At 55.4% G+C, this 25,445-nt stretch carries 23 protein-coding genes; 15 read left to right on the forward strand and 8 right to left on the reverse strand.

Annotation, left to right across the window (positions count from 1 at the left end):
• Positions 1-74: 74 nt before the first annotated feature.
• Positions 75-959, reverse strand: coding sequence for an EF-hand domain-containing protein (locus TMES_RS11370; RefSeq protein ID WP_143589632.1), 885 nt, complete (start codon positions 957-959; stop codon positions 75-77).
• A 399-nt stretch (positions 960-1,358) separates the two neighbouring features.
• On the opposite strand from TMES_RS11370, the gene TMES_RS11375 reads away from it, so the two are divergent.
• From TMES_RS11375 to TMES_RS11440, 14 genes are all read left to right on the forward strand, one after another.
• Positions 1,359-1,877 carry a division/cell wall cluster transcriptional repressor MraZ gene (locus TMES_RS11375; protein WP_085582537.1) on the forward strand — a complete coding sequence of 173 codons (519 nt, stop codon included), beginning with the start codon at positions 1,359-1,361 and terminating at the stop codon, positions 1,875-1,877.
• Positions 1,874-2,872 (forward strand): 16S rRNA (cytosine(1402)-N(4))-methyltransferase RsmH, encoded by a 999-nt coding sequence (gene rsmH, locus TMES_RS11380; protein WP_085582539.1) that lies wholly within the window; start codon positions 1,874-1,876, stop codon positions 2,870-2,872. The genes TMES_RS11375 and rsmH overlap by 4 nt, the downstream gene beginning before the upstream one ends.
• On the forward strand, positions 2,869-3,312 hold the full coding sequence (gene ftsL / locus TMES_RS11385; RefSeq protein ID WP_085582541.1) for a cell division protein FtsL: 444 nt from the start codon (positions 2,869-2,871) through the stop codon (positions 3,310-3,312). The genes rsmH and ftsL overlap by 4 nt, the downstream gene beginning before the upstream one ends.
• Positions 3,309-5,027: a peptidoglycan D,D-transpeptidase FtsI family protein gene (locus TMES_RS11390; RefSeq protein ID WP_085582543.1), complete on the forward strand. Its 1,719-nt coding sequence runs from the start codon at positions 3,309-3,311 to the stop codon at positions 5,025-5,027. Before ftsL ends, TMES_RS11390 begins: the two co-directional genes overlap by 4 nt.
• Positions 5,014-6,474: a UDP-N-acetylmuramoyl-L-alanyl-D-glutamate--2,6-diaminopimelate ligase gene (locus TMES_RS11395; protein WP_085582545.1), complete on the forward strand. Its 1,461-nt coding sequence runs from the start codon at positions 5,014-5,016 to the stop codon at positions 6,472-6,474. Before TMES_RS11390 ends, TMES_RS11395 begins: the two co-directional genes overlap by 14 nt.
• Positions 6,475-6,574: 100 nt before the next feature.
• Positions 6,575-8,011: a UDP-N-acetylmuramoyl-tripeptide--D-alanyl-D-alanine ligase gene (locus tag TMES_RS11400; protein WP_085582546.1), complete on the forward strand. Its 1,437-nt coding sequence runs from the start codon at positions 6,575-6,577 to the stop codon at positions 8,009-8,011.
• A 22-nt stretch (positions 8,012-8,033) separates the two neighbouring features.
• Positions 8,034-9,122 carry a phospho-N-acetylmuramoyl-pentapeptide-transferase gene (gene mraY, locus TMES_RS11405; RefSeq protein WP_085582548.1) on the forward strand — a complete coding sequence of 363 codons (1,089 nt, stop codon included), beginning with the start codon at positions 8,034-8,036 and terminating at the stop codon, positions 9,120-9,122.
• A gap of 27 nt (positions 9,123-9,149) precedes the next feature.
• A complete protein-coding gene (gene murD / locus TMES_RS11410; RefSeq protein WP_085582550.1) occupies positions 9,150-10,577 on the forward strand; it encodes a UDP-N-acetylmuramoyl-L-alanine--D-glutamate ligase in 1,428 nt (475 codons plus the stop codon).
• A complete protein-coding gene (ftsW, locus tag TMES_RS11415; RefSeq protein ID WP_085582552.1) occupies positions 10,574-11,716 on the forward strand; it encodes a putative lipid II flippase FtsW in 1,143 nt (380 codons plus the stop codon). The genes murD and ftsW overlap by 4 nt, the downstream gene beginning before the upstream one ends.
• 104 nt (positions 11,717-11,820) lie before the next feature.
• Entirely contained in the window at positions 11,821-13,017 is a 1,197-nt protein-coding gene (gene murG / locus TMES_RS11420) for an undecaprenyldiphospho-muramoylpentapeptide beta-N-acetylglucosaminyltransferase (protein ID WP_169718841.1), read from the forward strand.
• Positions 13,014-14,426, forward strand: a complete 1,413-nt coding sequence (murC, locus tag TMES_RS11425; protein ID WP_085582556.1) for a UDP-N-acetylmuramate--L-alanine ligase — start codon at positions 13,014-13,016, stop codon at positions 14,424-14,426. The genes murG and murC overlap by 4 nt, the downstream gene beginning before the upstream one ends.
• Positions 14,423-15,364 (forward strand): UDP-N-acetylmuramate dehydrogenase, encoded by a 942-nt coding sequence (murB, locus tag TMES_RS11430; protein ID WP_085582559.1) that lies wholly within the window; start codon positions 14,423-14,425, stop codon positions 15,362-15,364. Before murC ends, murB begins: the two co-directional genes overlap by 4 nt.
• Positions 15,361-16,275, forward strand: a complete 915-nt coding sequence (locus tag TMES_RS11435; RefSeq protein WP_085582561.1) for a D-alanine--D-alanine ligase — start codon at positions 15,361-15,363, stop codon at positions 16,273-16,275. Before murB ends, TMES_RS11435 begins: the two co-directional genes overlap by 4 nt.
• Positions 16,263-17,132 (forward strand): cell division protein FtsQ/DivIB, encoded by an 870-nt coding sequence (locus TMES_RS11440; protein ID WP_085582563.1) that lies wholly within the window; start codon positions 16,263-16,265, stop codon positions 17,130-17,132. Before TMES_RS11435 ends, TMES_RS11440 begins: the two co-directional genes overlap by 13 nt.
• A 41-nt stretch (positions 17,133-17,173) precedes the next feature.
• Here the strand turns inward: TMES_RS11440 and TMES_RS11445 are convergent, their stop codons facing one another.
• From TMES_RS11445 to TMES_RS11475, 7 genes are all read right to left on the reverse strand, one after another.
• Positions 17,174-17,752: a PIN domain-containing protein gene (locus TMES_RS11445; protein WP_085582565.1), complete on the reverse strand. Its 579-nt coding sequence runs from the start codon at positions 17,750-17,752 to the stop codon at positions 17,174-17,176.
• A 2-nt stretch (positions 17,753-17,754) separates the two neighbouring features.
• On the reverse strand, positions 17,755-18,225 hold the full coding sequence (locus TMES_RS11450; protein WP_085582567.1) for a helix-turn-helix domain-containing protein: 471 nt from the start codon (positions 18,223-18,225) through the stop codon (positions 17,755-17,757).
• 169 nt (positions 18,226-18,394) lie between these two features.
• The gene (locus tag TMES_RS11455) at positions 18,395-19,495 is read right to left on the reverse strand and encodes a LacI family transcriptional regulator (protein WP_281253472.1); all 1,101 of its coding nucleotides are present in this window, start codon (positions 19,493-19,495) and stop codon (positions 18,395-18,397) included.
• 24 nt (positions 19,496-19,519) lie between these two features.
• Positions 19,520-20,632, reverse strand: a complete 1,113-nt coding sequence (locus tag TMES_RS11460) for an ABC transporter ATP-binding protein (RefSeq protein WP_085582571.1) — start codon at positions 20,630-20,632, stop codon at positions 19,520-19,522.
• 50 nt (positions 20,633-20,682) lie between these two features.
• Positions 20,683-21,567, reverse strand: a complete 885-nt coding sequence (locus TMES_RS11465; RefSeq protein WP_085582573.1) for a carbohydrate ABC transporter permease — start codon at positions 21,565-21,567, stop codon at positions 20,683-20,685.
• Positions 21,567-22,460: a carbohydrate ABC transporter permease gene (locus TMES_RS11470; RefSeq protein ID WP_085582575.1), complete on the reverse strand. Its 894-nt coding sequence runs from the start codon at positions 22,458-22,460 to the stop codon at positions 21,567-21,569. Before TMES_RS11470 ends, TMES_RS11465 begins: the two co-directional genes overlap by 1 nt.
• 67 nt (positions 22,461-22,527) lie before the next feature.
• Positions 22,528-23,787, reverse strand: a complete 1,260-nt coding sequence (locus TMES_RS11475; RefSeq protein WP_085582577.1) for an ABC transporter substrate-binding protein — start codon at positions 23,785-23,787, stop codon at positions 22,528-22,530.
• Between the two features lie 305 nt (positions 23,788-24,092).
• Between TMES_RS11475 and ftsA the strand changes: the two genes are divergently transcribed.
• Positions 24,093-25,343 carry a cell division protein FtsA gene (gene ftsA, locus TMES_RS11480; protein WP_085582579.1) on the forward strand — a complete coding sequence of 417 codons (1,251 nt, stop codon included), beginning with the start codon at positions 24,093-24,095 and terminating at the stop codon, positions 25,341-25,343.
• Positions 25,344-25,445: the final 102 nt, after the last annotated feature.

The following is a 25,445-nucleotide window of genomic DNA, read 5'->3' on the forward strand; positions in this document are numbered from 1 at the left end:
TTCTTTAACACATCGGGTCTGGCCCGACGCATCAACAGGGGTGCAAAGCCGTATTAAAGCCCCTCGAACTGCGCCTAAAACGGCAAAACCGTCTGAAAAACAAACGGACTGACATCCTTTGCCGCTCCGCGCTTTTCATCAAACGTTGCGGCAACCTGGTCCATAAACTCGCTTTTTTCAACCATCTGGTCGTGGTTGCTGTCAAACTTTGGAAACAGCAGCTCCAGCCTGCGGGCCTCGGTGCGCAACCGGTTCCGGTTGGCATCGGCCGAACCGGGCAGGGCCTCGACCGCTGAAAATTCGCGCATCCGCAAAACATTATCACCATTGATATCATGGCGGCGAAACATCCATGCGGCATAGCTTGCGGCTTCGTCCCCGTCAATCCGGCCATCCTGATTGATATCGGACGGATGATATTGCCCCCGGTAAATTGTCACCTGTTCGGGCACCGGCATCGGCGGCACCACCAGCCCGCCTTTTTGGGCGGCTTCCAATTGCGCACGCGTCATGGCATTGGTGCCCGCCCCCCCGTTTGCATTGGGCGCGCCGGTAACATTGGGCACATTTACACCGGGAATGGCCGGCATGGGAATGCCCATACCGCCGGTGCCAAAACCGCCATCATCATTGCCGCTCCCCGTACCATTGCCCTGCCCCTGCCCAACAACAGCGCCGGTCATACCATTCAGGCCGCCCAATCCCCCCAATCCACCAAGACCAAATTGCTGAAGCAAGCCGGGGTTGTTTTGCAATTGCTGCATCAGGGCGGGCAACATCTGGCGCATCTGCGGTGAAATGGCGCTATAGGTGCTGTCTGACTGGGTTTTGCCATGGTTGGCCGTACCCGACCGGCTTTGGCTGGTCGTGCTGTTTTGGGCTAACGCGGGTACCGGTGCAAGCAGGCCAAGCCCCAAAAACGGGCCGACAATTAACCTGATTATAGTCTTTGTTTGCAAAACTGACTCCGGTTCGCAACATGTCGGGCGGATGGAATATTGATGAAACAAAGACGCATCCTGCGCCATTTCGCCCATCAAACCCCATCACGGCCAAAAAACCAATCCCCGATGGGGTGTCATGGTCATATTTGGGTTTTCATGGGCCAAAACGCAAAAACATACTGAAACGGCACCTTTTAGCCGGTTTTTGCGCTGTTGAAAAAAGGCTGGAAAAGGGCAGAATTGCCCACAAATATCACATTAAAGCCCATCAATTCCCATTGACCCCCATGATATCCCATGGTACCCCATTAGACAGGCATTTTTGCAGTGCCAAGTGGGGTTCAGGCATCTGGTTGGCGATGTCTTTTTCCAGACTTCGTTTTCCAGCGGTCGATTATCAGGGGATTAAGGCGGGTGCTGTTCACCGGGACGCACATTCACAAACTGGATCGGAAAGGGCGCGTATCCGTGCCCAAACGGTTCCGTGCCGCCCTTGAAGAAGACGGCTTTGCTGGCATTTACGTTTACGAATCCCCCAAAGAACCCACTGTTGAAGGCTGTTCTGAAAGCCATATGGAACGCGTTGCCGCATCGCTTGACGATCTGGAAATGTTTTCCGACGAGGCCGAAGACCTTGCCGATACCATCCTTGGCGCATCCCACGCCCTGCCGTTTGATGGCGAAGGCCGCATCATTTTGCCGCCTGAACTGATCGAATATGCCGGCATTACCGATCAGGTTGCCTTTGTTGGCCGGGGCCGCACCTTTCGCATCTGGAACCCCGATACTTTTGCCGAGCGCAAAACCGCCAGCCGCACCCGTGTGGTTAACCGGGGTTCGACCCTTAAGCTGAAACCGGCTGCCGCGTCCGCTGCGCGCCGTTCCAGCACGCCTTCCAACTCTGATGTGGAAACACCGGAGGACGAGGCATGACAAACTCCCCCTTGCCATTTGACCCATCGGCATCGGCCCCGCACAAGCCGGTTTTGCTGCGCGAGATGTTAGAACATCTCAACCCCGCCGAAGGCGAAATCATTGTAGACGGTACGTTTGGCGCAGGTGGTTACAGCCGCGCCATTCTTGATCATGCCCCCTGCACGCTTTATGGCATCGACCGCGACCCCAGTGCGGTTGCGACCGGCACCAAACTGGCCGCCGACTATGACGGGCGCTTTCACATGGTTGAAGGTTGCTTTGGCGATATGGCGACCTTGTTGCCAGCCCACGGCGTTGCGCAGGTTGACGGCATTGTGCTTGATATCGGCGTTTCATCGATGCAGATCGATCAGGCAGATCGCGGCTTTTCGTTTCGTACCGATGGCCCGCTTGATATGCGCATGTCGATGTCGGGCCCCAGTGCGGCTGATTTTGTTAATACCGCCGAAGAAGAAGACATCGCCAACGTCATTTACCGCTTTGGCGAAGAACGCGCATCGCGCAAGGTTGCCCACAAGATTGTCGAAATGCGGGCTGAAACCCCGTTTACCAGCACCGGCCAGCTTGCCAGTGCCGTGCGCTCGGTTGTGCGCAAAGCCAAAGACGGCATCGACCCGGCCACCCGCACTTTTCAGGGCCTGCGCATTCACGTTAATGATGAACTAGGCGAGCTTGACCGCGCGTTAAATGCCGCCGAAACCATTTTAAAACCGGGCGGACGGCTGGTGGTTGTTACCTTCCATTCGCTGGAAGACCGGCTGGTGAAAACATTTTTCAAGGAACGCTGCGGCGACCCGCGCAAACAGTCGCGCCGCCTGCCTGGCGAACCCGAAGCAGCCAAACCAACCTTTAGCACCCTTAGCCGCAAGGTCGTAACCGCGCAAAAGGACGAACTCCGCGCCAACCCGCGTGCGCGGTCGGCCAAATTGCGCGCCGCTGAACGCAACGATTTGCCCTCCACCGCCGCCAAAAAGACCGGAGGTGCCGCATGACCAAAATCATGACCGGTTTCTGGTTTTTAATGACGGTTCTGATCGGTGTGGGCACCTATTGGGTATCGCACGAGGTTGAACGGCTTGAGCGGCGCTATAGCGCCATTCAGTCCGATATTCTTGACGAACAGGAAAGCATCCACGTTTTTCAGGCGGAATGGAGCTATCTGAACGCACCGGGCCGGATTGAAAAGCTGGCCAAGGAATATCTTAAACTCGACCAGATCCAGCCGTTACAAATGGCCAGCATCGACACCATTCCGACCGACACCGATGCGCGCCGCTATCGCCTGGATAAATTTGGCGAAGCCGTGGCCTATATGCCCGCCCCGCGCGACCGTCCGGGCGAGGGCGCCTATGACGAAGCTTCGGAAAACATGATCATTGACGCGCCCAGCGTTGGTTTTGCTGCGGCCCCGAAAACGGGGGATCAGCAATGAATTTGTTGCGCTTTTCATATTGGCTGCGCGGTGATCGCCCGGAACTTGGCCCCGAACAACGTGAAAAACACGCGCTGGAAACAGCGCGTAATCGCATTTTTATTACCGGCATCATGTTTGGCATTGGCTTTTTGTGGATCGCCGGCGGCCTGTTTAATGCCACCGTGCTTAAACAGGGCAACGAACCCGATTTAACAGCGGGTACCGACAGCAAAGAACTTAAAACCGAACGCGCCGATATTGTCGATCGCAACGGCATTTTGCTGGCAACCGACCTTCCGACCAGCTCGCTTTATGCTGATGCGCGCGTCATCAAGGACCCGGTGGGTGCCGCTGACCATTTGTTAACCGTGTTGCCCGGGCTGGATCGCGATACGCTGATCCGCCATCTTGGCTCGCAAAAGGCGTTTGTCTGGATCCGCCGCAATTTAACGCCGGATCAGCAATATATGGTCAATGCGCTGGGCATTCCCGGCCTGAACTTTCAGCGCGAAGAACGCCGCGTTTACCCGCAAGGCCGCCTGTTTGCCCATGTACTGGGCTTCACCGACATTGATAATAACGGCATTGCCGGGGCCGAACGCGAATTTGACAATGATTTGCGCAGCAATTCCGGCCCGTTGCGCCTGTCGCTTGATATCCGTGTCCAGCACGCGCTGCGCGCCGAAGTTTCCAGCGCCATGGAAACATACAGCGCCGCCGGGGCCACCGGCCTGGTGATGGATATTTATACCGGCGAAGTCATGGGCATGATTTCCCTGCCCGACTTTGACCCCCACCGCCCCGGCCAGGGTCCGGCCGATGCGCGTTTTAACCGCGCAACACTGGGTGTTTATGAACAGGGGTCGGTGTTTAAACTGTTTAATGCCGCCATCGCGCTCGATACCGGCACCTCAACCCTTTACAGCACCTATGATGCCACCAAGCCCATGCGTGTGGCCCGGTTTACCATCCATGACTTTCATGGTGAAAACCGCTGGCTGACCGTGCCGGAAATTCTGGCTTACAGCTCGAATATCGGATCGGCCCGCATGGCGATGGATTTTGGCATTGAAACCCAGAAAAAATATTTGAAAGATTTCGGCTTTCTCGACCCGTCCGATGTCGAACTGCCCGAAGTCGCATCCCCGCTTTTGCCCAACCCGTGGCGTGAAATCAACCTGATGACGATTTCCTACGGCCATGGCATTGCGGTATCCCCCCTGCAACTGGTGAATGGTATTTCCACCATTTCCAATGGCGGCATCCGCCGCCCCAGCACCATCTTGAAACAGGACGGTGCCCCGGCAGGTGTGCGGGTTATTTCAAAAAAGACTTCCGACGACATGCGCCGCTTGATGCGCCTTGTTGTTACCGAAGGTTCCGGCAAAAAAGCCGACGTACCGGGTTACTTCCTTGGCGGGAAAACCGGTACAGCCGACAAGCTGGTTAACGGGCGCTACGTAAAGAATGCCCGAATGTCTACCTTTGTGGCCGCCTTTCCGATGCAGGACCCGCGCTATGTGGTTCTGGTGACGCTAGACGGCCCACAAGGAACAAAAGAAACGTATGGATACGCCACGGCCGGCTGGGTAGCAGCACCGGCAGTGGGTAAGGTTGTGACACGTATTGCTCCCCTACTGGGGATCGAACCGGCGTACGCGAAGGCGCCGGAAATAGAGCAAGCGTTACGTTTGAATCTTCGTAAAGAGGAACGCAAACTTGCGTCTTTCTGAGCTTATGGCAGGAGATCAGGCGGCATTAAAACATGCCGAAGGACAGGACCCTGATATCAAGGGCCTGACCGCAGATTCACGCGCCGTGCGTGATGGATTTATGTTCGCCGCCCTTTCGGGGGCGCGCGACGATGGTGCCAAATATATCGACGATGCCATCAAACTGGGTGCGTCGGCCATTTTGGCCAAAACCGACACCCCGAAAACACCGGCCATTACCGTGCCGTTGATTCCGGTTGAAAACCCGCGCCAGCGTTATGCCCAGCTTGCGGCGCGTTTTTACGGCAAGCAACCCGACACCATTGCCGCCATTACCGGCACCAATGGCAAAACATCCACCGCTGTTTTCACCGAACAGCTTTGGACGTTACTGGGGAACATATCGGGATCGATCGGCACATTGGGCATTCGCGCTGCCGGGGCCAAAATTCCCGGGTCGCTGACCACGCCCGACCCGGTCGCCCTGCACCAGTCATTGGCCGAAATGAGCGACATTGGCGTTACCCATGTTGCCATGGAAGCCAGTTCGCACGGGCTGGACCAGCACCGGCTTGATGGCGTGAAGGTGCGCGTTGCGGCCTTTACCAACCTGTCGCGCGACCATCTGGATTATCATGGCGACTTTGCCAAATATTTTGCTGCCAAGGCCCGCCTGTTTCAAAGCTTGCTGATGGCCGATGGCACCGCCGTGATTAATGCCGACATTGCGCAATATGACCTGCTGCATCGCATCTGCCAGGATCGCGGCATTGAAATATTGTCCTATGGCCTTAAGGGCGATGGCATCAAATTGCTGGCAACCAAGCCAGATGCCACTGGCACCAAAATCAAACTTGCCATCGACAATGGCGAATACAGCGTGCATTTGCCGCTGATGGGCACGTTTCAGGTCATGAACGCCCTGGCAGCCCTGGGTATTGTCATTGCATCGGGTGCGGAAGTTGACGACGCCGTTGCCGCCCTTGAAAAACTGCAAGGGGTTCGGGGCCGACTGGAACTGGTGGGTAAAACCAAATTTGGCGCACCGGTTTTTGTTGATTACGCCCACACCCCCGACGCGCTTGAAACCGTGATCAAGGCGGTGCGTCCGCATTGCAAGGGCCGGGTGATTTGCGTGTTTGGCGCAGGCGGCGACCGCGATACCGGCAAACGCCCGGAAATGGGCCGTGCCGTTAAAGACAACGCCGATATTGCCATAATTACCGACGATAACCCGCGCAGCGAAGACCCGGCGACCATTCGTGCCGCCATCAAGGCCGCCTGCGAAGGGGCGGTTGAAATTGGCGACCGCGCCGAAGCCATCAAACGTGGCATTGGTATTTTGCAGCGTAATGACATTCTGATTATTGCCGGCAAGGGCCATGAACGCGGTCAGATCGTTGGTGCCAATGTATTGCCATTTGACGATGCTGCCGTGGCCCGCAATTTGTTGCTGGGCGGCAACTAGACACTTGCGATTGGCGTTCCCTGCCGGTTTGTGCAGGGAACGCGGCAAGGTGTGATCTGCCAGACAGACAAAGACGTGACCAACGGAAAGAAGAAACGCGATGAGTGAAGCTGTTTTATGGACGGCAGAGGACGCAGTGTCCGCCACAGGCGGCATCGTCGCAGGCGACTGGCAGGTTACCGGCATTTCAATTGATAGCCGCAAAACCCGGCCCGGCGATTTGTTCATTGCCCTTAAAGGCCCCAATTTTGACGGCCATCAGTTTGTCGCCAAGGCGTTCGAGGCCGGCTGTGCCGCCGCCCTTGTGTCTGACGGATCGGTTTTACCGCCCAATGCCAATGCGTTGATTGTTGATGATACGCTAGATGCGATGGTGCGCCTTGGCCTTGCCGGGCGTGCCCGCAGCAAGGCCAAAATTATCGCCATTACCGGCAGTGTTGGCAAAACCGGCACCAAGGAAGCCCTTAAATATGTGCTGGGCGAACAGGGCAAAACCCATGCCAGCCCGGCCAGCTTTAACAACCATTGGGGGGTGCCGCTTAGTTTGGCGACCCTGCCGGTTGATGCCAAATACGGCGTTTTTGAAATTGGCATGAACCATCCCGGCGAAATTACGCCGCTGGTTAAAATGGTAAAGCCTGCGGTTGCGCTAATCACCAATGTGGTCGGTGCGCATACCGAATATTTCAAGGACGAAGGCGAAATTGCCAAAGCCAAAGCCGAAATATTTGAAGGGCTGGACAAGGATGGTGCGGCGATCCTGAACCGCGACAATTTGCATTATTTTGCCCTCGCACGCCGGGCCAAAGAACTGGGCATAACCACCATTAAGGCCTTTGGCACCGATGCCACCGCTGATTACCGGTTGTTTGAAGCCAATATCGTTACCGGCGGCAGTGCGGTTCGCGCCCGTGTCGGCGGCCGTGATCTGGAATATTTTATCGGCTGCCCCGGTGAACACTGGGTGATCAATTCGCTGGCGGTTTTGGCCTGCGTCGACCAGTCAGGCGCCGATGTGGTACGTGCGGCACAGGATTTGGCCGATGTCACCCCGCCTGACGGGCGCGGGGCGCGCCACGCCCTTGCCATCACCGATAAAACCGGGGCGCAAACCGGCCATTACATTTTAATCGACGATGCCTATAACGCCAACCCGACATCCATGATGGCGGGGTTAAAACTGCTGGCCAATGAAAAGCCGGAAGGCACCGGGCGGCGCATTGCCGTTTTGGGCGATATGCGCGAACTGGGCGACGAAGCCGAACAAATGCACCGCGACCTTGTCCATCCGCTTGAACATTTGGGAATCGATGGCGTTTTCACCGTTGGCCCGATGATGGCCCTGCTGGCACAAGAACTGCCAAGTGATCGCCATTTGGGCCATTTTGATGCCGCCGAGGACGCGATTAACCCCGTTCGCACCGCAATTCGCGATGGAGACGTGGTTTTAATCAAAGGATCACTTGGCATTTACGTTTCTAAAATTGTTTCCGCTTTAAAATCGGGCCACGCGGGCATCGCCCCGACATCCAACTGACGCATAAGGGACCCAAGGGGCAATGCTCTATAACCTGCTATACCCGCTGGCTGACCAGTTTCCGCTGTTTAATCTGTTTCGGTACATCACCTTTCGGACCGGCGGTGCTGTTTTTACATCGCTGGTGCTGGCATTTGTGCTGGGTCCCTGGCTGATTGACCAACTGCGCGCCCGCCAAAGCGAAGGCCAGCCCATTCGCGAAGATGGGCCGGAAAGCCATTTGCTGACCAAAAAAGGCACGCCCACCATGGGCGGCCTTTTGTTGCTGATATCAACCTGTGTCGCGACATTGCTGTGGGCCGATATGACCAACCCCTATGTGTGGGCGGTGTTGCTGGTCACGGTTGGTTACGGGTTTCTCGGTTTCATGGATGACTTTTTAAAGGTCTCCAAACGCAATTCAAAAGGCCTGCCGGGCAAGGTAAAATTGCTGGGCCAGTTCACCATTGCCGCCCTGGCATCGTGGTGGATTGCGCATAATACCGACCCGGCCCTGGCAACCCAGCTGGCCTTTCCGTTTTTTAAAAACCTGTTGCTCGATCTGGGCTGGTTTTTTGTTCCCTTTGCCATGGTTGTGATGGTCGGGGCATCGAACGCGGTGAACCTGACTGACGGGCTGGATGGCCTTGCCATTGTGCCGGTCATGATCGCCGCTGCCAGCTTTGCCCTGATCACGTATCTGATCGGTAACGTTCAGTTTGCCGATTATTTGCAGGTTCATTATGTGGCGGGGGCGGGCGAATTAACCGTGTTACTCGGCGCACTGGTGGGTGCCGGGCTGGGCTTTTTATGGTTCAATGCGCCCCCTGCGATGGTGTTTATGGGCGATACCGGGTCACTTGCGCTTGGCGGGGCCCTTGGTGCCGTTGCCGTTGTTACCAAACACGAACTGGTTCTGGCGATCATTGGCGGTTTGTTTGTCCTTGAAACAGTATCGGTGATTATTCAGGTCGGCTCGTTCAAGCTGACCGGCAAGCGCGTGTTTCGCATGGCGCCGTTACATCACCATTTTGAAAAAAAGGGCTGGCACGAACCCACCATTGTGATCCGGTTCTGGATCATTTCGGTCATTCTGGCCCTGATCGGCCTTGCCACCCTTAAACTGCGTTAATCCCCCCTTTTTGACTGGAACGCGAAATTGATCGATCTTTCACATTTGCACGGAAAAACCGTTGCGGTTCTGGGCCTTGGAAAATCGGGGCTGGCCAGTGTGAAGGCATTGATCAAATCGGGTGCCGTGGTTTGGGCGTGGGATGACAACGAAGACAGCCGCCATCAGCTTGATGCGCTGGAGTTAACCCCTGTCAATCTGGTGGAATGCGACTGGAACCAGCCCGATATGCTGGTGATCAGCCCCGGCATTCCATCCACCTTCCCCACCCCGCACCCGGCCGCCGAAAAGGCACGCCGGGCGGGCAAACCAATTGTGTGCGATGTGGAACTGCTGTGTACCACAGCCGCCCATGTGCCCATGCTGGCGATTACCGGCACCAATGGCAAATCAACCACCACGGCGTTAACCGCGCATATCATTGCCCAATCGGGCATCAAAACCCAGGTGGGTGGCAATTTGGGTTACCCGGTTTTGGGGTTTGATGCCCTTGAAGCCGATGATTGTTATGTGCTGGAACTTTCCAGCTATCAGCTCGATTTAATTGCCGATGCGGCCTTTGATGCCAGCGCGCTTTTAAACATAACGCCTGATCATTTGGACCGCCACGGCGGCATGCCGGGCTATATCGGTGCGAAACGCAACATTTTCACCCATCAAAAAGGGCCAAAATGGGCGATCATTTCGATTGACGATGAACCCTGCGCACAAATGGCAACCGAACTGGCGCGCGAAGGCGGCCACCGGATGGTCGAAATTTCGGTGAGTGGCCCGGCTCAACACGGCGTTTACGTCGATGACCATTGGCTGGTCGATGACCTGGACGGGCATAAAAACCCGGTGCTGGATCTGACAACCGTTTCGCACATGCCCGGTCGCCATAACTGGCAAAACATTGCCTTTGCCTATGCCCTGTGCCGGGCGCGCAATGTCGCAACGGACGATATTATCGCCGGGGTTATGTCGTTTCCCGGCCTTGCCCACCGGCAGGAGCAGCTTGGCGCGATGAACGGCATTGTTTTTGTTAATGACAGCAAAGCCACCAATGCCGAGGCCACGGCCAGGGCATTGTCCGCCTATGATAATATCTACTGGATTTTGGGCGGCAAACCCAAGGAAGGCGGCATTAACGGGCTGGACCCATTTTATAGCCACATCAAAAAAGCCTTTCTGATTGGCGCTGCCACCGATGATTTTGCCGCCACGCTGGATGGTCATCTGCCCTATGAAAAATGCGGCACGCTGGACATAGCGACAAAGCGCGCTTTTGCGTGCGCACAAGCCGACATAGCCAACCAGCCTGCCCCTGAAAATGCGCCATCCGCGCCGGTCATTTTGCTGTCGCCCGCCTGCGCATCGTTTGATCAGTTCAAAAGTTTTGAAGCCCGCGGCGAAGCCTTTCGCACGCTGTTTAATGCCCTGTCGTCACAGTCCCCCGATCAGGAGGCCCTATGAAATCTCCGTTTGGCGATAAAAACGGCAATACCGCCTTTTCACGCGCCGATACGTCGATTTTAAGCGTGTGGTGGTGGACGGTGGACCGCTGGTTATTGGCCGCCACCATTTTGTTAATGGGCATTGGTGCGCTGCTGGTCATGTCGGCCAGCCCGCCGGTGGCAGATCGCATTGGTGTCGACAGTTTTCACTTTGTCCGCCGGCAGTTTTTCTTTTTAACGCTGGCGGTTATTTGTGCGGGCGGCATTTCGATGCTGTCGATCAAATGGGTGCGTCGCCTGGCTTCGATCATGTTTTTGGGCGTTGTCGCCATGCTGATTATCACACCCTTTGTCGGCGCGGAAATCAAGGGTGCGGTTCGCTGGATCAATTTTGGTGGCATCACCATTCAACCATCGGAATTTTTAAAACCGGCCTTTGCCGTTGTCGCCGCGTGGATGTTTTCCGAAGGGCGGTTAAACCCGAATTTCCCCGGCTATATCGTCAGTTGCATGTTGCTGGCAACCTGCATGATCCTGCTTATGATCCAGCCTGACTTTGGCCAGACCGTGGTGATCACCGCCATCTGGTCCGCACAGATTTTTCTGGCGGGCTTGCCGATTGTGCTGGTTTTTGGCCTTGGGATGGGGGTTGTTGGCTTGGCCGCATCGGCCTATTTGATATTGCCGCATGTGCAATCGCGCGTGGACCGTTTTCTTGATCCTGCAACGGGCGATAACTATCAGGTTCAGCGCTCGATGGAAGCGTTTATGAATGGCGGCATCATGGGCCAGGGGCCGGGCGAAGGCACGGTTAAAAACTATCTCCCCGATGCCCATTCCGACTTTATCTTTGCTGTCGCGGGCGAGGAATTCGGCCTGTTATTCTGCCTGCTTGTCGTTGGTATCTTTACCTTTATCGTCATGCGGGGCCTGTCGCGGATGATGGGGGAACGCAACATGTTTGTGGTGCTGGCCGTTACCGGACTTCTGGTTCAGTTCGGCTTGCAAGCCATGATTAATATGGCATCGACCCTGCAACTTGTCCCGCCCAAAGGCATGACATTGCCGTTTGTGTCCTATGGCGGGTCGTCGACCGTCGCCATTGCCATCAGTATGGGCTTTATTTTGGCCTTAACGCGAAAAAGAAGCACCAATTAGGCCGTTTTTCGCCTGCGTTTGAAAGGATATTAACCTTTCTCGGTTTCTCTTGAAGCATCCGGCCTTTGGGTCCATCCGAGTTTCGCGCAGGTTACATGTCCACTATGACGACAGATGATTTCACCCTTGCCGACACCCCGCTTGACGGGCAATGCATTGCCCTGACATCGGGCGGGACCGGCGGACATATGTTTCCTGCGGTTTCGCTGGCGCGCGCGCTGGTCCGGCGCGGGGCGACAGTGGTGTTTTTCACCGATGCCCGCGCCGCGCGCTATACCGAAGATGTCGAAGGTGTAACCACCATTTTGCTACCTGCGGGCGGCATTGCAGGCAAGGGACTCCGTGGGCGTATTTCCGGTATGTTGCGCCTTGCGCTTGGCACATGGCAGGCCCGACGCCACCTTAAAAAAATTCGCCCGGCGGCCGTTATCGGTTTTGGCGGTTATGCCTCGATCCCGGCGACGGTAGCGGCAAAGTCCTTGCGCATTCCCCTTGCCATTCACGAACAAAATGCCGTTCTGGGCCGGGCCAACCGGGTTGTTGCAGGGGCAGCCGCCCGCATTGCCACATCGTTTCGCGATGTCCGCCTGATTGATGATGCCGATAAACCCCGCGTGGTCTGGACCGGCAACCCCGTCCGCCAGGAAATTGCCGCACTTTCTGCCGCGCCATATAACGCGCCGACGGCCGATGGCCCGGTGAATGTGCTAATAACCGGTGGCAGCCAGGGTGCCAGGGTTTTGTCGGAAATTTTACCCAAAGCCATTGTAAACCTGCCCGATGCCCTTAAATCGCGCCTGCACATTACCCAGCAAGCCCGTGCTGAAGACCTTGATCAGGTTGCCAAAACCTATGAGGGATCGGGCATTGATGTCACGCTAAAACCGTTTTTTGACGATATTGCGCAACGATTGCGCGATGCCCACCTGGTAATTGCGCGGTCTGGCGCATCGACGGTGGCGGAACTGACCATTGCCGGGCGGCCATCCCTTTTGGTGCCCCTGCCCCACGCGATTGACGACCATCAGCGTTATAATGCCGAACAGGTCGAACAGGCGGGCGGCGCATGGATGCTGTCGCAGGAACGTTTTACCGTGGACATCGTTAGCGAAAGACTGGCCAAACTTTTAACCGGCCCCGCCGCCCTTGCCCTGGCCGCCGAAGGTGCGCGCAGTGCCGCACGCACCAATGCCGCCGAACGGCTGGCCGATATGGTGCTTGATTTGCTGGGGCTTAACCCGGCAGGCACACCGGTCGATCTGAAACAAGAAACAACCCACGTCCAAGGAGACCTCGCATGAAAACCCTGCCGCTTGGCATCGGAAACATCCATTTTGTCGGGATCGGCGGGATCGGCATGTCTGGCATCGCCGAGATTTTGCATAATCTGGGCTATCAGGTGCAGGGTTCAGACATGGCGGACAACGCCAATGTACAACGTCTGCGCCAACTGGGTATCAAGGTTTTTATCGGCCACGACGGCACCAATGTGGCCGACGCCAAGGTTGTGGTGATTTCCACCGCTGTCAAATCTGACAACCCCGAAGTGGTTGCCGCGCGCGCCAATATGGTACCGGTTGTCCGCCGATCCGAAATGCTCGCCGAACTGATGCGCCTTAAGGCCGCCATTGCCGTTGGCGGCACGCACGGCAAAACCACCACAACATCGCTGGTGGCAACCATGCTTGATGCCGCCGGGCTGGACCCAACGGTGATCAATGGCGGCATCATCAATTCATATGGCACCAATGCCCGTTTGGGCGATGGCGACTGGATGGTGGTGGAAGCCGACGAGTCTGATGGCACCTTCATCAAGGTACCGGCCACCATTGCCGTGGTCACCAATATCGACCCCGAACATCTGGACCACTGGAAAAGCTTCGATCATTTGCGCGAGGCGTTCAAAAACTTTGTCCAGAACATTCCGTTTTATGGCTTTGCGGTTTTGTGCATCGACCATCCCGAAGTTCAGGCCCTGATTGGCCGGGTCACGGACCGGCGCATTTTTACATTCGGTTTTTCACCGCAGGCCGATGTGCGCGCCACCAATGTGCGCACCGAAATTGGCCAAAGCACCTTTGATGTCGTGATCCGCGAACGGATCGACAGCGCCGAACGCACCATTTACAATGTGCGTTTGCCGATGGTGGGCGACCATAACATTTCCAATTCGCTGGCCGCCATCACGGTGGCACTGGAACTGGGCATTGATGACGATAAAATCGTTTCGGCCTTTGATGGCTTTACCGGGGTCAAGCGCCGCTTTACCAAAACCGGCGAAGTTGATGGCGTAACCATTATCGACGATTACGGTCACCACCCGGTTGAGATCCGCGCGGTTTTAAAAGCTGCGCGCTCTGCCACCCAAAACAACGTAATCGCCGTGGTACAGCCCCATCGTTATTCGCGCCTGCATGACCTGTTCGAGGAATTTTGCACCTGCTTTAACGATGCCGATACCGTGATTGTTGCCGATGTTTATACCGCCGGTGAAAGCCCGATTGACGGGGCCAACCGCGATGCCCTGGTTGAAGGCTTGCGCAACCGCGGCCATCGCAAAGTACTGGCCTTAAACAGCCCTGATGACCTGGCAAATGTGGTGTCGGGTATTGCCCAAAAAGGCGACCTTGTGGTGTGCTTGGGGGCTGGCTCGATCAGCACCTGGGCCAACGCCCTGCCCGCACAGATGGAGGCCCTTAAATCGTCATGAATTCTGCACGCCACACCCCGATCATTGACCGTTTGCCCAAAGTACGCGGCAAGCTGCGCGAAGGTGCATCGCTGGCGAAAGTCACCTGGTTTCAGGTTGGCGGCCCGGCGGATGTGATGTTTCGCCCGGCCGATGCCGATGATCTGGCGCAGTTTTTACGCGACAAACCAAACGAAATTCCCATCACCGTTATTGGTGTGGGCTCAAATTTACTGGTGCGTGATGGCGGTTTGCGCGGGGTTGTGGTGCGACTGGGGCGTCCCTTTACCGATATTAGCATTCACGGCGATGAAATCCACGCCGGTGCCGGGGCGCTTGATGGCAATGTGGCCTTGGCCGCACAGGAAGCGGGCTTGGCCGGGCTTGAATTTCTGTCGGGCATTCCCGGCACCATTGGCGGGGCCTTGCGCATGAATGCCGGGGCCTATGGCCGGGACATTCACGATGTGCTGATCCGGGCCGAAGCAATTGACAGCCACGGGCAAATCCATGATCTGGCCGTTAATGAAATGGGCCTGACATACCGGCATTGCGACATTCCCGATGACTGGATTTTTACCAAAGCCGTTTTTCGCGCCAGCGCCGATGACAAGGCCGAAATTGCCCGGCGCATGACCGAAATTGGCGAAGCCCGCAATGCAAGCCAGCCGGTGCGCGCCAAAACAGGCGGCTCTACCTTTGCCAACCCCACCCCCAAACGGGCATGGGAAGTCATTGATGCGGCGGGCTGCCGGGGGTTAACCATTGGCGGGGCGCAAATTTCGCCGCAGCATTGTAATTTCATGATCAATCTGGGCAATGCCAGTGCCGCCGACCTGGAAAACCTGGGCGATGAAGTTCGGCGGCGTGTGCGGGCCCATTCGGGCATTGATCTGCGTTGGGAAATTCGCCGGATTGGCGAACGTTTGGGACAATCGATTGTGGGAAAAGACGCATGAGCAAGCATGTCGCAATGATTTACGGTGGCTGGTCGGCCGAGCGCGATGTTTCGCTGTCCACAGGGCGCGAAGTTTCCAAGGCCCTGCGCGAAAAGGGCTATGACGTTTCGGAAATTGATGCCACCCGCGATCTCGCCCGGCAAATCACCAGCCTGTCGCCCAAACCCGACGTTATTTTTAATGCCCTGCACGGGCGCTGGGGCGAAGACGGCGCGGTTCAGGGCTTGCTCGAGATTTTAAACATTCCCTATACCCATTCCGGCGTGCGCGCATCGGCCGTTGCCATGGATAAAATGAGCGCAAAGGCCCTGTTTCGCGAACACGGCCTGCCCTGCGCCAAACATGTTTATGTTAGCCGCGACGATATTAAAAGCGGCATCGCCCTGCCACCGCCCTATGTGCTGAAACCCAACAATGAAGGGTCTTCCGTCGGGGTGGAAATTATCCTGAATGACGAAGAACAGCAAAATATGCTGGCGCGTGACTGGGTGCATGGCGATGGCGTGATGCAGGAAGAATATGTTGCCGGGCGCGAAATGACCGTGGCGGTCAAAAACGGCGAAGCCATGGAAGTGATTGAAATTTTAACCGGCAACCATGCCTTTTACGATTACCAGTCCAAATATGCCAATGGCGGATCGCAACATATTATTCCCGCCGACATCCCCTCTGCCTTGCGCACGCGGGTGCGCGATTGCGCCGAACAGGCTTATCGTGCACTGGGCTGCAAGGGTGTGGCGCGCGCCGATTTTCGCTATGACCCGGAACATGACCGACTGGCTATTTTAGAAATCAACACCCAGCCCGGGCTAACCCCGACATCGCTGGTGCCCGATGCCGCCCGGCACGAGGGCATGAGTTTTGCCGATATTGTTGCATGGATGGTTGAGGACGCCACATGCGAACGATAACAATCGCCGATCAGGCACGCGAACGCCGCGAAAAGGTTCAACGCGAATATGGCTGGAGCGCCATTTTCCGCAAGGTTGGCCGTGTTTGCCGCTGGATCAGCGCCACCGCATTAATCGTGGGGGGCCCCATTGCCCTGTGGCAAAGTGGCAAAACCGAGCAATGGCTGGCCACCGCGCAAACCGAGGCAATTGATGCCTCCGCCCGCCTTGGCATGGTGATCAATACCATCGATGTTGCCGGACGCCACCGCACCGACCCCAACGCCCTTTTGGCAGCCGTTGGTCAAAAGCCGGGATCGCCGATTTTAACATTTAATGCCGATGCCGCACGCGAACGCATCGAACAATTGTCCTGGGTGCGTCAGGCCACGGTTGAACGCCGCCTGCCCGATACCATCATCATCCATGTCGACGAACGCCAGCCCCTCGCCCTGTGGCAACATGACGACAACCATATCCTGATTGATGCCGACGGTGTGCAATTGCAAGATTACGAACTGGGTGATTATCTGAACCTGCCGGTTCTGGTCGGCGAAGATGCACCCGCACATGCCGCCGATATGATCAAGACCCTTAAAACCATCCCCCGCCTGTTTGAACAGGTTACCGGGGCGCAGCGCATTGGTCATCGCCGCTGGAATGTGCAACTGGCCAACGGCATGTTCATCCGCCTGCCCGAACATGACATGGGCAAAGCCTGGGCGCGGCTGGACCAGCTTGATCAGGAACACAAACTTCTGACAAGTGACGTGCTGGTAGTTGATTTACGCCTTGCTGATCGCACCTTCGTGCGCTTAACGCCGGGGGCGGCTGAATTGCGCCGCAACCCGCCCAAGGAAAAAAAGGGCTCGGTTTAAAATAAACTAGCCCAAAATCACGCACCGAATTCGAACCGAAATTATCCCCAAAAAGATCGATTTTCTGTCAAAAGACTAGCCGTTTGGGGCAAACCATGCGCTTCGACTTTCAAAATGATTTCGCTCGCCGTCAGTTCAGGATGATTTAAACGTTCCCGCATTTTCCGAATCGCCTCGAACGCCGTTGGCATATGCAGCGTAATTGTATCTGCTATAAATTCGTCGGGTGACTTTACTTCAATGCCGAAAGGGCCGGTTTTATCTTTAGGAAAATCGCGAAGATTATCCGTCACAAGAACCTGCGCATAAGTACGGACCGCTGCAGCCAGTACATGACGGTCATTTTCATCTGGCAGCTCTATTGAACGGATGTAAATCTCATAACCACTCACACAGGCCTCCGGAAAGGCACGTTCCATAGCGGAACGCTGTTTCGCCGTATCAGCCTTACCATTGGTTATTTTGGCAATCGCCACTTCCATCTCACCAAGAATCTCGCCGCTCCAGCGGGGACGGAAAAGCTCTGCGCCCGCCAGACTCAACAACAAGTTCCGTTTCAAGGCACCGGCCAGAACACATGCATCAATCAAAGCTGTGAAGTGATCTGCCCGGTATGTCATACTTATTCTTCTTCCAGAATAAATTCGCTATCCAGCGCCGCAAGATCTGTCAGAGCATTCTCACGTTCGTCATCGCGCTTTGCTTTGTAGGCGAACAAATCTTCTGCTTTGACGCGGCGATGACGCCCGACTTTAATAAACTTTATCTCTCCACGTTCGAGAAGACTGATCAGATACGGACGCGAGACATTAAGCAAATCAGCGGCTTGCTGGGTCGTAAGATCCGCACTTAACGGAACCATCTGAAACCCCTGACGGCCAGAAACCAGCCGTAATAACTGCATAAGGCTGGTTGTTAAGGCTGGTGACAACGTTATGGTTTCGCTTTTTCCCTCTGCATTCGCAACCGTCAAATTTGTTGCCTCACCGTCCTTTGACTGTGAAGCAATAATCTGACGCAATTGATCTGCGGTCGCACTTTCAACCTGCGTCGGCAATCGACCGCCGAAATCGTCCATTTTAAGTGCAGACATTTTCCGTCTCCATTCCCTGCTCTCGTCATCCCGCTCGAAAAGGAGAGACAACAAGGAATGTATACCAGACATTCATAAACGAAATAAATGAAATATTCGAAACATTCGTATATTTCATTTTGATGCGGGCCATAAAAAACTCACATACCGATTGAAACGGTCTTCAATACTAATGCGACAACGTCCGCCACACCGGCTCTGGCTGGCCGAGACTGTGAATTTCTTCAATCGGACGGCCTTTGATCACATCAATCAAATGGCGGGCCAGTTCCTGCCCGGCCAACACAAGGTCTTCGCGCAGGCTGTCGATGCGGGGGCGTGTGAAATTCAGTAAATCCGACGTTTCCTTGGCAATCACATCGATATCCTTGCCCACTGTCAGGCCCGATTGCGTAATACCGTCAATCAATGCCAGCGCGCAAATTTCGCTGCCGCAAATAATGCCGTCGGGCACGTAATCCTGATGGCGCAAGGCCATACCGGCCTGGCGTAAAACTTCACTGCCGGAATCAAGATCAACACCGGGTAAAACCTCGAACGGAACGTTTGCGTCCTCGGCGACTGCGGCAAGCCCGGCCAGACTTTCGCGGTAATAGGTAAATTCCGACGGTGGCGATAACATTGCCAGCCGTTTACGCCCGCGTGACAGCAACCTTTGTGCGGCCAGCGTGCAAAAGGCACGATTGTCAAAATCGTGATAGGCATGTTGGCGTGCATCGGCACAACGCCCATGGGTGACAAAGGGCAAACCACTGTTGATCAGCGCGGTTACCCGGGCATCATCGGGCTTGATGTGGGTAATAATCACGCCATCCGCAGCACGGGTATCCAGAATATAACGGATCGGCGTCATCGGGTCGTCATTGCGCGCCTGGGGGGTCACCACCAGATGATAGGGCGTTTCGCGAATAACATCGGAAATACCGACAATTAACCGGCGGGCAAATTCGGGGATTTTATCTGTCTGATCGAGAACAAGGCTGATGACATTGGTTTTACCGGTGCGCAAACGCACCCCGGCACGGTCCGGGCGATAGCCAATGGCATCGGCGACCTGACGCACACGCTGTTTGGTTTTGGCACTGATATCATGGGCATCTTTCAAGGCCCGCGATACCGTTGTCACGCCCAAACCCGTCATTTCTGCGATGGTCTTTAATGTCGGTCGTGTGCGCGGGGCAAAATTCCCGTCAATGCGACCGGCCCTGTCATGATCGGACAGTGTGCGTTCCTCCTTGAATATCCATGCAACATCACGACAGCATGGCACATGCTATTGCCATGCTGTGCGTTGCTAGCGCAAGCGTTCCCCGCTTTGGGCATCAAAAAACACAACTTTATCAAGGTTAAATACCAAATCGTGGTTTTGCCCGGCCTGCCCGACCCAGTCCTGGTGCAACCGTGTCACCACTTCCTTGCCGCCAAGGGCAGTGATGGCAAAAATATCGGCCCCGGCGGGTTCAACCACATCGATCCGGCATTTGGCAGTAACGGTGCGGTGCGACGAAGCACGGGTGGCGGCCCCACCTTGTGAGTCCGTAATTGCCTCGGGCCGAATGCCCATTATCACCTGTTTGCCGCTCATATTGCCAACCGATGCCGGAAGCTGATCAAAATCAAGCACCAGCGGGTCATCGCCGTCGCGGGTTAACCGCACCCATGACCCGTCAATTTCAACCGGAATCAAATTCATCGCGGGCGAGCCCATAAAATCGGCCACAAACAGGTTGGACGGATTGTTATAAATTTCGGCAGGCGTCCCGTATTGCTGCACGATCCCGCCCTTCAGCACGGCAATTTTGGTGCCCAGTGTCATCGCTTCGATCTGGTCGTGGGTGACATACACAATGGTGGTGCCAAAAGTTTGATGCATCCGTTTGATTTCGGTGCGCATATCCACCCGCAATTTGGCATCAAGGTTCGACAGTGGCTCGTCAAACAAAAACAGTTTGGGATTACGCACCAGCGCGCGGCCCATCGCCACACGCTGGCGCTGCCCGCCCGAAAGCTGGCCGGGCCGGCGTTCCAGCAACGCTTCAATTTGCAGGGTTTTGGCCACCTCTTGCACTTTGGCGTCGCGTTCGGCCTTGGGCATGCCGCGCATTTCAAGGCCAAAGGCAATGTTTTGGCCGACATTCATGTTGGGATAAAGCGCGTAGCTTTGAAACACCATCGCGATATTGCGTTCTGCTGGTGGCAGATCGTCGATCACGTCACCATCAATGCGGATTTCGCCGGTGGTCAGGCCTTCCAGCCCGGCAATGGTGTTTAACAAGGTTGATTTGCCACAGCCCGACGGGCCGACCAGCACCAGAAAACCGCCTTCTTCCACATCCAGCGAGATGTTTTTTAAAACATCGACCGGGCCAAAGCTTTTGCAAACGTTATCAATTTCCAGAAATGCCATTCTGTGTAGACCTTTTTGAATTGCAGGCAAGGCTGCCAATGATGTGGTTGTTAACCTTTGACAGCACCCGCCATCAGGCCGCGGACAAAATATCGCCCGGAAACGATATAAACCACCAGGGTTGGCAATGCCGCCAGGATCGCCCCGGCAAAATGCACGTTGTATTCCTTCACCCCGGTCGAGGACGACACAAGGTTGTTCAGCGCCACTGTCATCGGCATGGAATCAAAATCGGCAAAGGAGGCACCAAACAAAAAATCGTTCCAGATATTCGTAAACTGCCAGATCACCGTCACCACAATGATTGGCCCGGAACTGGGCAGCAAAATGCGGGTAAATGTGCGAATAAACCCGGCCCCGTCCATTTTGGCAGCCTTGATCAGTTCATCGGGGAAGGCGGCATAATAGTTACGGAAAAACAGGGTGGTAAAGCCCAGCCCGTACACCACATGCACCAGAACCAGCCCGCTGGTGGTGCCTGCAAGGCCGATCAGGCCCAAAATGCGCGCCATCGGGATCAACACAATTTGAAACGGGATGAAGCAGGCAAACAGCATTAACCCGAAAATGATTTTATCGCCGGGAAAGCGCCATTTGGTTAGCACATAGCCGTTTAGCGCGCCCAGCGTGGCCGAAATGACGACCGCAGGCACCACCAAAAACAGCGAATTAACAAAGAAAGGCCGCAACCCGGTGGGTTCAACCCCAATTTGCGCGGTAGACCATGCCGTTAACCACGGCTCGAACGTGAAATGTTCGGGCAGCGACATCATGTTGCCACCACGAATTTCATCAAGCGTTTTGACCGAATTGACCAGCATCACAAATAACGGCAGCAAATAATAAACCGCAAACAGGATCAGCACGGCATAAAGGGCGGCACGCACGAGTTTGCCGGCCCCGATCGCCGATTTTTGGCTTGCATAAGACGACATCAGCGATGCTCCCGCAGTTCGGAATAAAGATAGGGCACAATAATCGCGGCAATCATCGCCAACATGATCACAGCGGATGACGCCCCGACCGCCATCTGGTTGCGGGTAAAGGTATAGGAATACATAAACGTCGCCGGAAGTTCGGTGGCGCGGCCCGGCCCGCCATTGGTCAAAGCAACCACCAGGTCATAGGCCTTGATCGCCAGATGCGCCAGGACCACAAAGGCCGATAAAAAGACCGGGCGCAATTGTGGAATGATGATGCGGGTGTAAAGGCTCCAGTTGCTGGCCCCATCCATTTGTGCGGCCTTGAGGATTTCGCCGTCAATGCCGCGCAATCCGGCCAGAAACATCGCCATCACAAAGCCGGACGACTGCCAGACAGCGGCAATCACCACCGTATAGATCGCCATATTGCGATCCTTGATCCAGTTAAAGGTGAAGCTGCTCCAGCCCCACATATGCATGGTGTTTTCAAGGCCCAGCCCGGGGTCAAGAAACCATTTCCATGCCGTGCCGGTAACAATAAACGACAGCGCCATCGGGTATAGATAGATCGGGCGTAAAATGCCCTCGCCGCGAATTTTCTGATCGAGAAATATCGCCAGAATCAGACCCAGAATGCAGCAGATCGCAATATAAAGAATGCCGAAAATCGCCAGATTTTGCAGGGCCGTCATCCAGTTACGCTGGCCCCACAGGTTGGTATAATTGGCCAACCCGACCAGATCAAACGACGGCAACATCCGGCTGTCGGTAAAGGACAGATAACCGGTAAACAGGATAAATCCGTAAACAAAAATCAGGATCAGAAACAGACTGGGACTAAGAACCAGCCGGGGCAAAATTTCGCGCAGCATGGACTGCGTTTTGCCAGGCACGGTGAAGGACATGACGATGCTCCGCACATTTTTCCCAATGGCCGGGAAACGCCCCGGCCATTGGGGCTGTTATTGGTTTTTATTGAGCAGATTCAACAGCATTTACCAATTCTTCGGCCGCTGTTTTCGAGTCATATTCACCGTTAAAATGCGCGGTAATCACGTCATACATCGCATTTTTAACCGCACTGGGAACGGCATGGCCGTGCGCCATCGATCCAAACAGCGTGCCTTTGTCATTGGCTTCGGCCAGTTCTTTCATGCCTTTTTTACCGCAGGCATCAAAGGCTTCGGGGGATACATCGGTCCGTGCCGGGACCGAGCCCTTAACCACGTTAAAGGCCGACTGGAAGGTGGGTGACATGACCGCGGCGGCCAGTTTTTCCTGCGCATCGCGGCGGTCTTCACCAACCTTGAACATCACAAACTGGTCCGAGTTAAAGGTAACGGTGCCCTGGGTGCCGGGAAAACGAAAGCACATGAAATCCTTGTCAGGTACTTTACCGGCATTGAGGAACTCGCCCTTGGCCCAGTCGCCCATAAACTGCACACCGGCTTCCTTGTTGATCACCATCGCGGTGGCAAGGTTCCAGTCCCGGCCCGAGAAATTGTCGTCCACATACCCGCGAAGCTGGGTCATACGGTCAAACACCTTGATGATGGTGTCAGAATTCAGGGCTTCGGGGTCGGTATCGATCAGGGCTTTTTTATAAAAGTCCGGCCCGCCGGTCGACATCAGGACGGCTTCAAACATGGTGGCATCCTGCCACGCCTGCCCGCCATGGGCGATGGCGGTGTAACCAGCCCCCTTGATTTTATCAAGGTCGGCAATCAGTTCATCCCAGTTGGTGGGCTGTTTTAAACCCAGTTCGTCAAAAATTGCCTTGTTGGCCCAAACCCAGTTGGTGGAATGCACATTAACCGGCACCGCGATCCAGTGACCGTCATATTTGGAAAATTCTTTCAGCGCATCAGGAACGACTTTATCCCAGCCTTCCTTGCCAGCCAGATCGTCAAGGTTGGCCAAAACCCCTTCCTTGGCCCAGTCCTTGATGTCGAAGCCAAGCATCTGGACTGCGGTTGGCGGGTTTCCCGATGTCACACGGGCGCGTAACACGGTCATGGCCTGTTCGCCACCGCCGCCCGCAACCGGCATGTCGTTCCAGGTAACGCCCTGGCTTTCGAGGTCTTTTTTCAAAACCTGAAGTGCCTTGGCTTCCCCGCCTGCGGTCCACCAGTGCAAAACCTCGACACTTTCTTCGGCCGAGGCAATGGCCGTGGACATGGCCAGGGCCGCAATAACGCCCAATCCGGCACGGGCAAACTTGCCAATAAACATTTGTTTTCCTCCCTGTTGGTTTTAATTAGCGGCCAATTACTGCAACGTTACAGTTGAGAGTCAAGCGCGCCCTGTAACGTTGCAGTACAGCAATTTGAAAACCCGGAAAAACCCGAGGTTGCCCAAGGTCGCTTGCTGCATCGCAAAAAAGACATTAAACCAACAGTTGGGACATTAAATGTGAAAGACTCCACCCTGCCTTAACCAATTTGCAACTGCTTTTGACCGAAAACCGGGATAAGGGGTGTTTGACTTTGCGGGCGACGACCACCCCAAACATCAAAAAGTAAACTCAGAGCAAACAATTGGCACGCAGCAAAACGAGGTCAGGGCTGATAGCGGCCCTGGATATCGGCACATCTAAGGTCTGCTGTTTTATTGCGCGACCCGACAGGTCCGGCCAGCCGAAAATCATCGGTATTGGCCATAACATGTCGAAGGGACTGCAAAGCGGATCGATCGCAAATCTCGACGCGGCACAGGAAGTGGTGCTCGCGGCGGTGAATGCTGCCGAAAAAATGGCGGGTCAAACCATTGAAACCGTCATCGTCAATCTTTCCGGCGGGCGTCCCGAATCCGAAACGCACACCATTGAACTGCCTTTGGGCTCGCGCCCGATTGGCAATCTGGAAATTCGCAAGCTAAACGACCAGAAAGACGCGCTGTTGCGTCAGGCGGGCGACGAGCTGATCCATACCGTGCCGTTGGGCTTTCGGGTCGATCAATCGGTCGGGCTGGGGGATCCGCGCGGCATGTATGGCTCTGTCGTCGGGCTGGATTTGCATTTTGTCCGTACCCAGATTGCCGCCTTGCGCAACCTTGAAACCTTGCTGGCACGCTGCCACCTTGAAATCGAGGAAACCGTGGTGACCCCGCTGGCATCGGGCCTGTCGGCCTTAACCCCCGACCAGCGCGAACTGGGGGCCACCGTCATTGACATGGGGGCAGGCACCACCAGCGTTGCTGTTTTTCACGGTGGGCAGGTGATTTATACCGCCAGCTTCCCGGTCGGTGGCGCACATGTCACCCGTGACATTGCCTATGGCCTTAATACATCGCTGTCCCATGCCGAACGGTTAAAAACCCTGCATGGCAGTGCATTAACATCCCCGTCCGATGATCAGGAAATTCTGGCAGTGCCCGTGATTGGCGATGAAGACGATGCCAATGTAAACCATGTGCCGCGCTCCATGCTGATCAACATCATCAAGCCGCGCCTTGAAGAAACGTTCGAGCTGATCCGCGACCAGCTTGAAGAAAACGGCCTTTCGCAAATTGGCGGTCGCTCAATCATGTTAACCGGCGGTGCCAGCCAGCTTAACGCCATTGCCGACCTTGCCGGACAAATGTTTGAACGCCCTGCCACCATTGCCTCCCCGCACGGGGTCACAGGCATGGCGCAGGCCACATCGGGCCCGGCCTTTTCGGCCTGTGCCGGGTTGTTGCTGCGCGCGGTTGAACAGCAAAACGACCCGCTAAGCGAAGCCATGAACCATATCCGCCAAAGCGGTGGCCGGTTTGGCCGACTGGGTGCTTGGTTAAAGGAAAATTTCTAACCCTCTTTTTCCATAAAACAGACCGGACATGCCGTGTTACAAGGTCTTTGGCCGGAAAATGGAAAAAAATGAAAATTTTTCGCCGGTTAACGTTGTCATTAA

The organism is Thalassospira mesophila (assembly GCF_002115755.1).
Lineage (GTDB): Bacteria > Pseudomonadota > Alphaproteobacteria > Rhodospirillales > Thalassospiraceae > Thalassospira > Thalassospira mesophila.

Bases quoted from the DNA above. Each gene is read 5' to 3' on its own strand.
- rsmH (WP_085582539.1), top strand. From the start codon at position 1,874: ATGACAAACTCCCCCTTGCCATTTGACCCATCGGCATCGGCCCCGCAC.
- ftsL (WP_085582541.1), top strand. From the start codon at position 2,869: ATGACCAAAATCATGACCGGTTTCTGGTTTTTAATGACGGTTCTGATC.
- TMES_RS11390 (WP_085582543.1), top strand. From the start codon at position 3,309: ATGAATTTGTTGCGCTTTTCATATTGGCTGCGCGGTGATCGCCCGGAA.
- TMES_RS11400 (WP_085582546.1), top strand. From the start codon at position 6,575: ATGAGTGAAGCTGTTTTATGGACGGCAGAGGACGCAGTGTCCGCCACA.
- mraY (WP_085582548.1), top strand. From the start codon at position 8,034: ATGCTCTATAACCTGCTATACCCGCTGGCTGACCAGTTTCCGCTGTTT.
- ftsW (WP_085582552.1), top strand. From the start codon at position 10,574: ATGAAATCTCCGTTTGGCGATAAAAACGGCAATACCGCCTTTTCACGC.
- murG (WP_169718841.1), top strand. From the start codon at position 11,821: ATGACGACAGATGATTTCACCCTTGCCGACACCCCGCTTGACGGGCAA.
- murC (WP_085582556.1), top strand. From the start codon at position 13,014: ATGAAAACCCTGCCGCTTGGCATCGGAAACATCCATTTTGTCGGGATC.
- murB (WP_085582559.1), top strand. From the start codon at position 14,423: ATGAATTCTGCACGCCACACCCCGATCATTGACCGTTTGCCCAAAGTA.
- TMES_RS11435 (WP_085582561.1), top strand. From the start codon at position 15,361: ATGAGCAAGCATGTCGCAATGATTTACGGTGGCTGGTCGGCCGAGCGC.
- TMES_RS11440 (WP_085582563.1), top strand. From the start codon at position 16,263: ATGCGAACGATAACAATCGCCGATCAGGCACGCGAACGCCGCGAAAAG.
- TMES_RS11445 (WP_085582565.1), bottom strand. From the start codon at position 17,752: ATGACATACCGGGCAGATCACTTCACAGCTTTGATTGATGCATGTGTT.
- TMES_RS11450 (WP_085582567.1), bottom strand. From the start codon at position 18,225: ATGTCTGCACTTAAAATGGACGATTTCGGCGGTCGATTGCCGACGCAG.
- TMES_RS11460 (WP_085582571.1), bottom strand. From the start codon at position 20,632: ATGGCATTTCTGGAAATTGATAACGTTTGCAAAAGCTTTGGCCCGGTC.
- TMES_RS11465 (WP_085582573.1), bottom strand. From the start codon at position 21,567: ATGTCGTCTTATGCAAGCCAAAAATCGGCGATCGGGGCCGGCAAACTC.
- TMES_RS11470 (WP_085582575.1), bottom strand. From the start codon at position 22,460: ATGTCCTTCACCGTGCCTGGCAAAACGCAGTCCATGCTGCGCGAAATT.
- TMES_RS11475 (WP_085582577.1), bottom strand. From the start codon at position 23,787: ATGTTTATTGGCAAGTTTGCCCGTGCCGGATTGGGCGTTATTGCGGCC.